Genomic DNA, 11,911 nt, shown 5'->3' with positions numbered 1-11,911 from the left:
ACGCCCCGGTGCGACCGCCACGCCGGGGACCGGCCCGCGTGGCGGGGTCGGCGGGAGACGCCGGTGCGACCGCCACGCCGGGGACCGGCCCGCGTGGCGGCGGACCGGTCCCCCGGGTGTGCGTACGGTCGGATCAGCCGCCGCGGACGGACGGCGCCGGCGCCGGCGAGCCTCCGGCCACCGCACCGGGGTGCGGCACGGCCGACGGGGACGGCCGCAGCCCGGCCGGCACGGGCAGCGCGCTGCCCTTGACGAACTCGTCCCAGCTGACGTTCCAGGCCGTCCAGCCGTTGCCCTCGGTCAGCTCGACCTCGGTGCCCTTGATGGTGACCAGGTCGCCGACCTGCGTGACGCCCATCAGCCAGTCCGCGGCCTCGTTGGAGACGTTGGTGCAGCCGTGCGAGACGTTGGTGTTGCCCTGGTCCCCCACCGACCACGGCGCCGCGTGGATGAACTCGCCGCCCCAGGTGAGCCGTTGGGCGTCCTCGACGTCGACCACGTAGGGGTCGGCCGAGCCCCGGGTGTCGAACGTCGTGAACTCGTACTTCTCCATGATCACCATCTTGCCGCTGGAGGTCGGCGTGCTCGGCTTGCCCATGCTGACCGGGAGCTTGCGGACCACCTTCCCGTCGCGCAGCACGGACATCTGCTTTGTCGCGTTGTCGATCTCCAGGGCCACCTGCCGGCCGATCTTCGACGTGGCCGTGCGGTCGGAGTCGCCGACCCGGTCCTTGCCGATCGGCAGGCCCTCCAGCCCGGCCCGGACGCTGATGCTGGTCCCCGGGCGCCAGAAATCGGGAGCCCGGTAATAGGCCTGACTGCCGTCGGACACCCACGACCAGGCACCCGGCTGCGGCGGATCCGTCTTCACGAACAATCGGCGCTGCACGTCGTCCCTGGCCTCTTTCGGAATGGGTGGGTCAAACGCCACGGTCACCGGCATCGCGGTGCCGTACGTCCGATCACCGGCGAAGTACAACGTGCTGGTGATTTCCGGCTTCGTCGATTTCGGCATCGTGGTGAAGGTGGTCTTCCGGGTCGTCGTCGTGCCCGAGTCGCCCGTGGCGGTCACCTCCGCCGTGTAGGTGCGCCGCGGCTTCAGGGGCGCCTTCGGCACCCAGCCCGAGCCGTCCTCCCGGGGCTCCGCCGCGACCTGCGCACCCTTGTCGTCGGTGATCCGCACGGCGGTGACCTTCCCGTTCCTGACCGCGGTCCCCACCTCGGCGGTGATCGGCACCTCGCGGGCGCGGTCGGTGGGCGTCACGGTCAACTCCGGCGCCGCCGCCTGCCCCTCGGCCGGCCGGGCACCCGGCTTGCGGTCGGCGGTGCACCCGCCGAGGGCCAACGGCGTGGCCGCGATGGTCACGGCCAGCACCGTCAGTCGCCGCCTCAACTCCATGATGCGTCCCCCCGTTGTCTGGTGTCCTCAGCCACATTCTCTCCACGCTGCGCCGGGTGGACGCGCAATTTCCACGGAATTGCAGAAAGCAATTATGGGAAGCATTTCCCGCACTGCACGGAAAGGGGCCGCACGCGCCGGTTTCCGGGTCCGTCCGGAATCGTCCGGCACGCCCACCGGCGGCCCCCGGAATCCCGCCGCGTCCGGGTTGGGCCACGGCGTCGTCGGTGTCAGCGCACAGCCGTCCCGCACCCGCGATCCGGCGGCGGGGCGACGCCGTGCGGCAGGACGCGACCGGGCGCGCCGCCGCCGACGGGCCGGCCGCCCCGGCCGGTCGTCGTCAGCCGTGGTTGCGTTCCCACCGGCCGCCGACCGGTGGGGTGTCCAGTCGGACGGCGGAGTCCGCGTTGCCGGCGAAGTCGTTGTCCTCGACCCGGCAGTCCACGCAGCTGCCCTGCTCGGTGACCCACAGTCCGTGGTTCTGGGTGCTCGGCTCGCGGTTGTCCCAGATCCGGTTCCCCCGGATGGTGGCCGACTCGACGGCCGCGTTGATCGCGATGCCGGCCCGCACCGGCGGCCCGGCGGGCAGCTCGTACGGGGTGCCCGGTGCCGGAGTACCCCCGCTCCATGCGCTCGGGGAGTCCGGCCGGATCGGCGCGAGGGTGAGCTCGGTGTCGTCGTTGGCCGCCACCACGGCGATGCGCTCGCCGACCCGCACCACCTTGCCCCGGTGGCCGTCGTTCGGCCAGGTCGCCCGCCGGTCCACCACGGATTTCCCGGTGTAGCGCACCGAGTCGCCGTGTGCGCTCGTCGCGGGCGCCCACTGCCGCCCGTTGTTGCGGATCCGGTTGGCGACCAGGAAGACGTCGCGGACCGGACGGTCGATGCGGATGGCGTCGGCGCTGTTGCCGTAGAAGTCGTTGCTCTCGATGACGATCTCCTCGGCGACGTGCTCCTCGGACCCGCCGAGGTTGCGCTGGTGGTAGCCGTACCGGCCGTTGCCGCTGATCCGGTTGCCGCGGATCGTGTACGGACCGGGGGTGTTGCCGATGCTCACCCCGTCGCGCAGGTTGCCGTCGATGACGCAGTCGGTGAGGATGCCGCCCCGCCCGGCGGTGTGCGTGGTGCCCTTCGCCGAGACGTGGAAGCCCGCCTCCAGGTTCCCCGTCATGGTGCAGGAGGAGACGATCAGGCCGTTGGCACCCCAGTCGGAGATGCCGAAGCGGTTGCCCTGGGCGTGGCAGCCGATGATCCGCACTCCCCGTGGGCGCAGGTGGTCCGCCTCCTGCAACTCCAGGAAGATGCCGTTGGTGGCGTTGGCCACCGCGCTGCAGTTGACGATGTTGAAGCGCTCGACGCTGCCCCAGCCGCCGATGCCGATGCCGATGCCCGCGCCGCCCATCTCGGTGCCGTTGTCCAGCCGCCCGCACCCGGTGACCAGCACCCCCTCGATCAGGCAGTCCTGAAGGAAGTCGCAGCCCAGGCCGGTGGCGGCGGTGTGGTGGATGTACAGGTTGCGGAAGGTGCCCCGCACGACGTACTGGAGACCGAGTCCCTTGGCCAGCGGGTTGTAGTCCGCCGACGCCACCCCCGAGCCGTCGATCTCGAAGTCGGCGAACGTGCAGTCGGCCAGGTGCCGGTTCCGGTCGGCACCGTGCTCGATCGCGGTGTAGAAGGCCAGCGGCGCCGGATCGGCCCGGTTGCCGGCGTTGCTGAGCACGAAGCGGGTCGCCCCCGGGCCGGCGCCGACGAGCGACACCCCGGTACGCCACACGGTGCCCGAGTCCCGCATCGAGTAGACCCCGGGCGGGCAGTAGATGATCCGGGCCCGGCCGTCGGCGGCGTACGCGTCGCCGAGCCGGTCCACCATCGCGGCGAGCGCCGGCTGGTCGTTGGCCGTCCCGTCGCCGACCAGGCCGTGCTCCCGGGCGTCGCAGAGCAGCGGGGCGCCGGCCACCGCGTGACGGCGCACGCCGCCGGCGGAGGGCATGTCCGGATAGGCCACCTCGTCCTCCCCTCGGCGAGACTGCCCGGCCCGCATTCCCGGCCCGTCTGCCGGGAAACGCCTGCCGCGACGGCGACGGCCCCGGCGCCGCCGGGAGGCGGAGCCGGGGCCGTCGCGACCGGGATCAGACGTTGGCGATCAGCACCGCCGGCCGCTCGACGCAGTCGGCGACGTGCCGCAGAAAGCCGCCGGCCACCCCGCCGTCGCAGACCCGGTGGTCGAAGGTCAGGCTGAGCTGCGTCACCTTCCGTACGGCGAGCTGCCCGTCCACCACCCAGGGCTTGTCCACGATCCGTCCCACCCCGAGCAGTGCCGCCTCCGGATGGTTGATGATCGGGGTGGAGCCGTCGACGCCGAAGACGCCGTAGTTGTTGAGCGTGAACGTGCCGCCGGTCAGCCGGGCCGGGGGCAGCGTACCGGCCCGGGCGGCCGTGGTGGTCGCGGTCAGCTCGGCGGCCAGCTCGGCGGTGGTCAGCCGCTGCGCGTCCCGCAGCACCGGCACGACCAGCCCCCGGTCGGTCTGGGCGGCGATGCCCAGGTGCACCCCGGCGGACTGGACGATCCGCTGGCCCTCGGTGTCGACCCGGGCGTTGAGCTGCGGGTACCGGCGCAGCCCGGACAGGCAGATCCGGGCCAGCAGGGCCAGGATGCTCACCGGCGCGTCCGGGGTCGCCGCGTTGATCGCCGCCCGGGTCTCCAGCAGCCCGGTGGCGTCCACGTCCACCCAGATGGTCACCTCGGGGATCTCCCGCCGGCTGCGGGAGAGCTTGTCGGCGATCACCTTGCGGATGCCGGTCAGCGGGACGACCAGGTCCTCGGCGCCGGAGACCGCCGACGCGACGGGCTCGTCGGGCACCGCGGCGAGCCGGGCGGCCGGCGTCGCCGCCTCGGCGACGGCGGCCTCCACGTCCGCCCGGCGCACCACGCCGCCGGGGCCGGTGCCGCGCAGGGCCGCCAGGTCGAGCCCGTGCTCGCGGGCCAGCCGGCGCACGATCGGCGAGATGACCAGGGGCGCTGCCGCGCCCTGCGGGTGGTCGGCCGCGCCGGCCGCAGCCGCCGCCGGGGCGGGAGCCGCCGCCGGTGCGGCGTGGGTGGGAGCCGCCGGGGTGGGATCGGGTGCGGCCACGAGACGGGGCCGCCGACGCCGCCGCCCCGCGCCACCGTGGCCGGTGCCGTAGCCGATGAGGACGTTGCCGGAGCCGGCCCGCTCCTCCTCGCGGTAGGTGACGTGCGCGGCGGGCTCGTCGCCGGCCCCGCCGTCGCCGTCGAGGGGCGCGATGGTGATCAGCGGCTGGCCGACCGGGCGGGTCTCGCCCGCCGCGCCGTGCAGCGCCACGACCCGCCCGGCGTACGGGCAGGGCACGTCGACGACGGCCTTGGCGGTCTCCACCTCCACGACGCTCTGGTCCACCGTGACCACGTCGCCCACGGCGACCCGCCACTCGACGATCTCGGCCTCGCTCAGCCCCTCGCCCAGGTCGGGCAGGAGGAAGACCTGCGCCCCGTCCACGGTGGTCACGCCGCGCTCTCCCGGCTCAGCCAGCGCCCGTCGGGCTGGTCGTCCCACTGGAGCCGGGCCACCGTGTCGAGGATCCGGTCCACCGACGGCAGGTGGGTGTGCTCCAGCATCGGCGCCGGGTACGGAATGTCCAGCCCGGACACCCGCAGCACCGGGGCGTGCAGGGCGTGGAAGCAGCGCTCCTGCACCCGGGCGGCGATCTCGGCGCCCACCCCGGCGAAGCCCTGGGCCTCCTGGATCACCACGCACCGGCCGGTACGCCGGACCGAGGCGGTGACGGTCTCGTCGTCGAAGGGCACGATGCTGCGCACGTCCACGACCTCCAGGTCCCAGCCCTCCTCACGGGCGGCCTCGGCGGCCTCCAGCGCGACCGGCACCGCCGGCCCGTACGCGACGAGGGTGGCGTCGCGGCCGGGGCGACGCACGACCGCCCGGCCGATCGGCGCGGCGCTGGCCGGCAGTTCCGCCTCGGCGCTGGAGAAGTAGAGCTTCTTCGGCTCCATGAACACGACCGGGTCGGGATCGTCGATCGCCTGGCGCAGCAGCGAGTACGCGTCCTCGACCGTCGCCGGGGTGACGACCTTCAGGCCGGGGGTGTGCGCGTAGTACGCCTCGCTGGAGTCGCAGTGGTGCTCGACGCCGCCGATGCCGCCGGCGTACGGCACCCGGATGACGATGGGCACGCTGAGCGCGCCCCGGGTGCGGTTGCGCAGCTTCGCCACGTGCGAGGCGATCTGCTCGAACGCCGGGTACGCGAACGCGTCGAACTGCATCTCGACCACCGGGCGCAGCCCGGACATGGCCATGCCGACGGCGAAGCCGACGATGCCGGCCTCGGCGAGCGGCGTGTCGAAGCAGCGCTTGTCGCCGAAGCGGGCCTGGAGGCCGTCGGTGATCCGGAAGACGCCGCCGAGCGCGCCGACGTCCTCGCCGAAGACGACCACCCGGTCGTCGTCGAGCATCGCGTCGGCGAGCGCGGCGTTGAGCGCCTTCGCCATGGTCAGGGCGGCCATCAGCGCTCACCCTCCTCGTCCTGGGCGGCGGCCAGCTCGGCGCGGACCTGCTCGCGCTGCTCGACCAGTTGCGGGGTGGGCTCGGCGTAGACGTGGTCGAAGAGGCTCATCGGGTCGACCGTCGGCTGCGCGTTCATGCGGGTGCGCAGGTCGGCGGCGTACGCCTCGGCCTCCTCGGCGACCGCGGCGACGGCGGCGTCGTCGAGCGCGCCCCGGGCCCGCAGGTACGTCTCCAGCCGGGCCACCGGGTCCCGGTCCCGCCACGCCTCGACCTCGGCGCCGTCGCGGTAGCGGCTCGCGTCGTCGGCGTTGGTGTGCGCCTCCATCCGGTAGGTGTGCGCCTCGACCAGGAACGGGCCCTTGCCGGAACGGGCGTGCTCCACCGCGCGGGTGAGCACCGCGAGCACGGCCACCGGGTCGTTGCCGTCGACCTGTTCGCTGGGCACGCCGTAGCCCACGCCCTTGTACGCCAGCGACGGCGCGGCGGTCTGCCGCGACAGCGGGACGCTGATGGCGTACCGGTTGTTCTGCACGAAGTAGACGACCGGGGCCTTGAACACGGCGGCGAAGTTGACGCCCTCGTGGAAGTCGCCCTCGCTGGTCGCCCCGTCACCGATGAACGCCAGCGCGACGGTGTCGCGCCCCTGGTACGCCTCGCCGTAGGCCAGCCCGGCGGCGTGCACGCACTGGGTCGCCAGCGGGGTGCACTGCGGGGCGGTGTGCCGCTCGGCGGGGTCGTAGCCGCAGTGCCAGTCCCCGCGCAGCAGGGTCAGCACCTCGACCGGATCGATGCCGCGGGAGACCAGGGCCATCGACTCGCGGTAGGTCGGGAAGACCCAGTCCGTGTCGCGCAGGGCGAGGACGGCGCCGACCTGGCAGGCCTCCTGCCCGCGCGAGGACGGGTAGACGGCCAGCCGGCCCTGCTTGGTCAGGGCGGTGGCCTGGACGTCGAAGCGGCGGCCGACGACCATCCGCCGGTGCATCTCGACGAGCGCCTCGACGGGCGGCTCGGGGTAGTCGGCGGGGGCGCGCAGTGGCGTGCCGGTGGGGTCGAGCAGGCGGACGGGCTCGGTGGCCGGGAGCAGCGGCTTGGCCGGGTCGGGCGGGGTGGCCTTCCGACGGCTGCGCGGGGATGCCCTGCGGACCGCCTCGGGTGTGGTCGTCACGGCGGGACCTCCTGGACGTGTGGTGGGCCTATGCTCCTGCTGTCGGATGATTGACTCAAGATCCAGGACAAACGCGGGACGGATGGCATGGGACAGGCGACGAGATGAGCCAGGAGTCCGGGGGCGCAGCGGAGCCGGTGGCCGGAACGGGACGTTCGGCGCGACCGTTGGACGACGTCGACCGGCGGATCCTCGACGAGCTGGTCCGCGACGGCCGCACGTCGGTGCGTACGCTCGCCGAGCGCATCCACATCTCCCGCACCAACGCGTACGCCCGGGTCGAGCGGCTGCTGCGCGACGGGGTGATCACCGCCTTCCGGGCCCAGGTCGCGCCCGAGGCGGCGGGGCTGGGCACCTCGGCGTACATCGCGTTGAAGATCGAACAGAACACCTGGCGGGAGGTGTCGGCGGAGCTGGCCCGGGTCCGCTACATCGAGCACGCCGCCCTGCTCGGCGGCGACCACGACGTGCTGGCCCTGGTCCGGGCGCCGGACAACGCCACCCTGCGCGACGTGGTGCTGGGCCGGGTGCAGAGCATCGCCGGCGTGCTCTCCACCCGCACCTGGCTGGTCTTCGAGGAGTTCGACGGCGAACGCAGCCCGTGGGAGTGAACGGGCGCAGCGGTCTGCCCGCTCAGCGCTCCGGTGGGGCCTCCAGCCCCTCCCGGTCGGCCAGCTCCAGCAGCGGTTCCAGGGAGAACCGCCGGTCGTCGAGGCCGGCGTGCGGGTCGCCGCGCTCGGCGAACCGGGCGGGCATCGTGGTCACGGCGAAGTCCTCCGGCCGGGCGTCGTCCAGCTCCGACCAGTCCAGCGGCGCGGAGACCAGCGCCTGCGGGGTGGGACGGATCGAGTACGCCGAGGCCATCGTGTGGTCCCGGGACATCTGGTTGTAGTCGACGAAGACCGGCCGGTCCCGCTGCTCCCGCCACCACGTGGTGGTGACCAGCTCCGGCAGCCGGCGTTGCATCTCCCGGCCCAGCGCCAGCACCGCCCGCCGGCAGTCGCCGAAGCTCCACCGGGGCTCGATGGAGAGGTAGACGTGCAGGCCCCGCCCGCCGGTGGTCTTCGGGTAGCCGGTCAACCCCAGCTCGGTCAGGAACGCGTGCACCTCGTGGGCCACCGGCACCACCTGGTCGAAGCCCACCCCCGGCATCGGGTCCAGGTCGATGCGCAGCTGGTCGGGCCGCTCCACGTCGGCGGCGGAGACCGGCCACGGGTGGAACCGCAGCGTGCCGAGGTTGGCCGCCCAGATCACCACCGCCAGCTCGCTCGGCGCGACCTCGTCGGCCGTACGCCCGCTCGGGAAGGTGATGTGGGCGGTGCGGACCCACTCGGGCGCTCCCGCCGGCAGCCGCTTCTGATAGAAGGCGTCGCCCCGGTTGTCCTGCCGGGTGCCGATCTTCGCCCCCTCGAACACGCCGCGTGGCCACCGCTCAAGCATGGTCGGGCGGTCCCGCAGGGCGCGCAGGACGCCGTCGCCGACGGCGAGGAAGTAGGACACCACGTCCCGCTTGGTCAGCCCGAGTTCCGGGAAGTACGGCTTGTCGGGGCTGGAGACGCGCACCAGCCGCTCCCCCACCTGGATCTCCTCGGCCGGCGTCGCCACGCCTGACACCGTAACCCGCCCGGCCGGCCGGCACGGGCCCGCGCGCCGACACCTCGGCCGGCACATCCCGACACGGCCCTGCGTGCCGACACCTCGGCCGGCTGCCGGCACGAGATGGCGCGCTCCGGGCGGCCGTCCGCGCGGCGGCCGGGCGGGCAGTCTCCGGCCGCCCGGCCGCCGGCGGTCGAACTCAGCTCATCTCCTCCTGGAGGCGCGCCAGGAGCATCTTCTTGCCCTGTTCGCCCGCCTTGCGGTTGTTCTCCTGGATCTTCCGGAACCAGGTGGCCAGTTCCGTGTCGCCCCGCGCGTCGGCGTCGGCGACGTAGTTCTCCAGCTGCCAGATGTGCTGCAACGACATCTGCAGCGCGTGGATCAGGTCGTAGTTCTGGTCCTTCACCGGGCTCGCCGGCTCCCTGACCATGGTGGCCACGGCGCACCTCCCCGTCTCGGTGATTGGTGGAGGCAGCGCTTACCCGACCCGGCCCCGATCACGCCCCGGGCGCCGGGCGCACCGCCCCCGGCGGGCCGGGTCGGCCGGAACGGGACGCCAGTGGACGGCTCCGTCGGCCGTCGGCCGTCGTACCGGTGGGTTACGGTTCGTCGACCATCGGTGACCGGCACGGGGAGAGAGATCGTGGGCGAGCCTGACGGACCACTGACGACGGCGACGTACGTGCTGATTCCCCCCGCGGGCAGCGGGCCCTGGTACTGGCACCTGCTGGCCGAGCAGTTGCGGGACCGGGGGCACGACGTGGTGGCGGTCGACCTGCCGTGCGCCGACGACTCGGCGGGGCTGGCGGAATACACCGACGCCGCCGTCCAGGCCATCGGGGACCGCACGGACCTGGTCGTCGTGGCCCAGTCGTTCGGCGCGTTCACCGGTCCGCTGCTGTGCGACCGGGTCCACGCGGACCTGCTCGTGCTGCTGACCCCGATGGTGCCCGCCCCCGGCGAGTCGCCGGCCGAGTGGTGGGGCAACACCGGCTACGCGCAGGCCAGGCGGATCCAGGCGGAACGCGAGGGCTGGACGCCGGAGCAGGACGAGGACCCTAACGTCGTCTTCTTCCACGAGCTGCCGCCCCGGCTCGTCGAGGAGGCCACGGCGCACGCCCGGGACCAGTCCGGCACGCCGTTCGAGAAGCCCTGGCCGCTCGCCGCCTGGCCGGACGTGCCGACCCGGGCGCTGCTCTGCCGGGGCGACCGCTTCTTCCCGATCGACTTCCTGCGCGGGCTGGTGTCCGAGCGGCTGGGCATCGCCCCGGACGAGATGGACGGTGGGCACCCGGTGGCCCTGAGCCGGCCACGGGAGCTGGCGGACCGGCTGGAGGAGCTCCGGCGGGAGGCCCGCGGGGTCGCCCGACCCGCCCAGCGGGGTTGAACGGCGGGTGGACGACGGAGGGCCCCCGCGGCAACGCGGACCCGGCCGCGGCGGCGCACACGGTCCCGCCCGGCGGGCTGGCGCGGTTACCCCGGGCGGGCTTGCGGGTAGGGGTTGCCGCATGGCGGAACTGGCGACGCTCTGGATCGTCCGGCACGGCGAGAGCACGGCGAACGTGGCGGCCACGGCGGCCGAGGCGTCCGGCGCCGAGCTGATCGACCTGACCCACCGGGACGCGGACGTGCCGCTGAGCCCCACCGGGGAGGAGCAGGCGCGGGCCACCGCGCGGTGGCTGGCCGGGCTGCCCGAGGCCCACCGGCCCGACGTGGCGGTGGTGTCGCCGTACCTGCGGGCGGTGCGGACCGCCGAGCTGGCCCTGGCCGGCACCGGGATCCCGCTCACCCGCGACGAACGGTTGCGCGACCGGGAGCTGGGCATCCTGGACGGCCTGACCGGGCAGGGGGTGCGCCGGCGGCACCCGGAGGAGGCCGCGCGCCGCGACCGGCTCGGCAAGTTCTACTACCGACCGCCGGGCGGGGAGTCCTGGACCGACGTGGCACTGCGCCTGCGTGCCCTCCTGGGCGACCTGCGCCGCGACCACGAGGACCGGCGCGTGCTGCTGTTCGGCCACGACGCCCTGGTCTTCCTGACCCGTTACCTGGTGGAGGGGCTCACCGAGACGGAGCTGATGGCGTTGACCCGCGAACACGTCATCGCCAACTGCTCGATCACCGGGTGGTCCGCCGGCGCCGACGGCCGGCTGACCCCGGACGTGTTCAACGACGTCGGTCACCTGCACGAGCAGGGCGCCCGGCCGACCAGGGAGGACGAGGTCCATGCCGAACCGGTCTGACACCCGGGTGATCACCCCCGGTCTGCTGCGGGACTGGGCGCTGCCCGTGCCGACCGGCGGCAAGGAGGCCCGGGGCACGGTGCTGGTGGTCGGCGGCTCACGCTTCACCCCCGGCGCGGTGCTGCTCGCCGGGGTGGCCGCGCTGCGGGCCGGGGCCGGTGTGCTCCAGCTCGCCGCCGCCGAGTCCACCGCCGCCGCGCTGAGCATCCAGGTGCCCGAGGCGCTGGTGGTGGGGCTGCCGGAGACCGCCGACGGGGCGGTCGCGGGGCAGCCCGGCGAGCTGCTGGGCGAACTGGTGGCGGAGGCGGACGTGGTGGCCGTCGGCCCCGGCCTCAAGGACATCGACGAGACCGGCCGCCTGCTGCGTCTGGTGCTCGACGCGGCCGGTCCGGAGACGTCGCTGGTGCTCGACGCGTACGCCCTGGGGGCCCTCAGCCACGCCCCGGACCTGCTGGTCGGGTCCGGGCGGCCGGTGGTGCTCACCCCCAACCTCACCGAGGCCCGGCACCTGCTCGACCGGGAGCCCGGCGACGACCTCGACGCCGAGGCGACGGAGCTGGCCCGCCGGTACGACGCGGTGGTGTCGCTCTACGGCCACATCGCCACCCCCGACGGCCGGAGCTGGCGGGAGGAGAGCGGCGACGCCGGCCTGGGCACCTCCGGCAGCGGGGACGTCCGCGCCGGCCTGCTGGCCGGGCTGCTGTCGCGGGGCGCGCAGCCGGCACAGGCCGCGTGCTGGGCGGCGTTCGCCCACGCGGTCAGCGGTCAGCGGCTGGTCCCCCGGTTCGGCCGGATCGGGTTCCTCGCCCGGGAGCTGCTCGACGAGATTCCCCACACCCTGGCGACCGTCTGACACCTTTCGTCCGGACCCGCGGAGGCGTGTAACGCCAGCTCACGGCGCGACGCTGGTGGTTGCGGAGGCAGGCATCCCGCCCGCCTCCCGCCGGCCGCTCCCCGCCAGGGGGCGTACCCC

11 protein-coding genes are annotated in these 11,911 nt (G+C 74.2%); 4 read left to right on the top strand and 7 right to left on the bottom strand.

Going from position 1 to position 11,911, the window contains the following annotated elements; translation table 11 throughout:
• Positions 1 to 133: 133 nt before the first annotated feature.
• From ACLQ20_RS12500 to pdhA, 5 genes are all read right to left on the bottom strand, one after another.
• Positions 134 to 1,399 (bottom strand): Ig-like domain-containing protein, encoded by a 1,266-nt coding sequence (locus tag ACLQ20_RS12500; protein WP_425855570.1) that lies wholly within the window; start codon positions 1,397 to 1,399, stop codon positions 134 to 136.
• Between the two features lie 340 nt (positions 1,400 to 1,739).
• Positions 1,740 to 3,389: a right-handed parallel beta-helix repeat-containing protein gene (locus tag ACLQ20_RS12495; protein WP_425855920.1), complete on the bottom strand. Its 1,650-nt coding sequence runs from the start codon at positions 3,387 to 3,389 to the stop codon at positions 1,740 to 1,742.
• A gap of 139 nt (positions 3,390 to 3,528) precedes the next feature.
• Positions 3,529 to 4,923 carry a dihydrolipoamide acetyltransferase family protein gene (locus ACLQ20_RS12490; protein WP_425855568.1) on the bottom strand — a complete coding sequence of 465 codons (1,395 nt, stop codon included), beginning with the start codon at positions 4,921 to 4,923 and terminating at the stop codon, positions 3,529 to 3,531.
• Positions 4,920 to 5,936, bottom strand: a complete 1,017-nt coding sequence (locus tag ACLQ20_RS12485) for an alpha-ketoacid dehydrogenase subunit beta (protein ID WP_151453541.1) — start codon at positions 5,934 to 5,936, stop codon at positions 4,920 to 4,922. Before ACLQ20_RS12485 ends, ACLQ20_RS12490 begins: the two co-directional genes overlap by 4 nt.
• Complete coding sequence (gene pdhA, locus ACLQ20_RS12480; protein ID WP_151453542.1) at positions 5,936 to 7,102, bottom strand: pyruvate dehydrogenase (acetyl-transferring) E1 component subunit alpha; 1,167 nt, start codon at positions 7,100 to 7,102, stop codon at positions 5,936 to 5,938. Before pdhA ends, ACLQ20_RS12485 begins: the two co-directional genes overlap by 1 nt.
• Before the next feature lie 104 nt (positions 7,103 to 7,206).
• Here pdhA and ACLQ20_RS12475 point away from each other — a divergent pair, with 104 nt between their 5' ends.
• Positions 7,207 to 7,713: an Lrp/AsnC family transcriptional regulator gene (locus ACLQ20_RS12475; protein ID WP_425855564.1), complete on the top strand. Its 507-nt coding sequence runs from the start codon at positions 7,207 to 7,209 to the stop codon at positions 7,711 to 7,713.
• A 22-nt stretch (positions 7,714 to 7,735) separates the two neighbouring features.
• Here the strand turns inward: ACLQ20_RS12475 and ACLQ20_RS12470 are convergent, their stop codons facing one another.
• Together ACLQ20_RS12470 and ACLQ20_RS12465 are read right to left on the bottom strand one after the other, a co-directional pair.
• Entirely contained in the window at positions 7,736 to 8,707 is a 972-nt protein-coding gene (locus ACLQ20_RS12470; protein ID WP_327028621.1) for a DNA polymerase domain-containing protein, read from the bottom strand.
• Positions 8,708 to 8,897: 190 nt separating this feature from the next.
• The gene (locus tag ACLQ20_RS12465) at positions 8,898 to 9,128 is read right to left on the bottom strand and encodes a hypothetical protein (RefSeq protein ID WP_151453556.1); all 231 of its coding nucleotides are present in this window, start codon (positions 9,126 to 9,128) and stop codon (positions 8,898 to 8,900) included.
• Positions 9,129 to 9,341: 213 nt separating this feature from the next.
• Between ACLQ20_RS12465 and ACLQ20_RS12460 the strand changes: the two genes are divergently transcribed.
• The 3 genes from ACLQ20_RS12460 (at position 9,342) to ACLQ20_RS12450 (ending at position 11,791) form a co-directional block, all read left to right on the top strand.
• On the top strand, positions 9,342 to 10,085 hold the full coding sequence (locus ACLQ20_RS12460) for an alpha/beta hydrolase (protein WP_358121852.1): 744 nt from the start codon (positions 9,342 to 9,344) through the stop codon (positions 10,083 to 10,085).
• A gap of 121 nt (positions 10,086 to 10,206) precedes the next feature.
• On the top strand, positions 10,207 to 10,938 hold the full coding sequence (locus tag ACLQ20_RS12455; RefSeq protein WP_358121850.1) for a histidine phosphatase family protein: 732 nt from the start codon (positions 10,207 to 10,209) through the stop codon (positions 10,936 to 10,938).
• On the top strand, positions 10,922 to 11,791 hold the full coding sequence (locus ACLQ20_RS12450; RefSeq protein ID WP_425855561.1) for an NAD(P)H-hydrate dehydratase: 870 nt from the start codon (positions 10,922 to 10,924) through the stop codon (positions 11,789 to 11,791). The genes ACLQ20_RS12455 and ACLQ20_RS12450 overlap by 17 nt, the downstream gene beginning before the upstream one ends.
• Positions 11,792 to 11,911 lie beyond the last annotated feature (120 nt).

The sequence above is a fragment of the Micromonospora sp. DT46 genome (assembly GCF_049841735.1).
GTDB lineage: Bacteria > Actinomycetota > Actinomycetes > Mycobacteriales > Micromonosporaceae > Micromonospora > Micromonospora reichwaldensis.
The sequence above is the reverse complement of the archived record's forward strand: the minus strand, read 5'-3'. Positions and strand labels throughout refer to the sequence as shown.

Bases quoted from the DNA above. Each gene is read 5' to 3' on its own strand.
- ACLQ20_RS12500 (WP_425855570.1), bottom strand. From the start codon at position 1,399: ATGGAGTTGAGGCGGCGACTGACGGTGCTGGCCGTGACCATCGCGGCC.
- ACLQ20_RS12495 (WP_425855920.1), bottom strand. From the start codon at position 3,389: ATGCCCTCCGCCGGCGGCGTGCGCCGTCACGCGGTGGCCGGCGCCCCG.
- ACLQ20_RS12485 (WP_151453541.1), bottom strand. From the start codon at position 5,936: ATGGCCGCCCTGACCATGGCGAAGGCGCTCAACGCCGCGCTCGCCGAC.
- ACLQ20_RS12475 (WP_425855564.1), top strand. From the start codon at position 7,207: ATGAGCCAGGAGTCCGGGGGCGCAGCGGAGCCGGTGGCCGGAACGGGA.
- ACLQ20_RS12465 (WP_151453556.1), bottom strand. From the start codon at position 9,128: ATGGTCAGGGAGCCGGCGAGCCCGGTGAAGGACCAGAACTACGACCTG.
- ACLQ20_RS12455 (WP_358121850.1), top strand. From the start codon at position 10,207: ATGGCGGAACTGGCGACGCTCTGGATCGTCCGGCACGGCGAGAGCACG.
- ACLQ20_RS12450 (WP_425855561.1), top strand. From the start codon at position 10,922: ATGCCGAACCGGTCTGACACCCGGGTGATCACCCCCGGTCTGCTGCGG.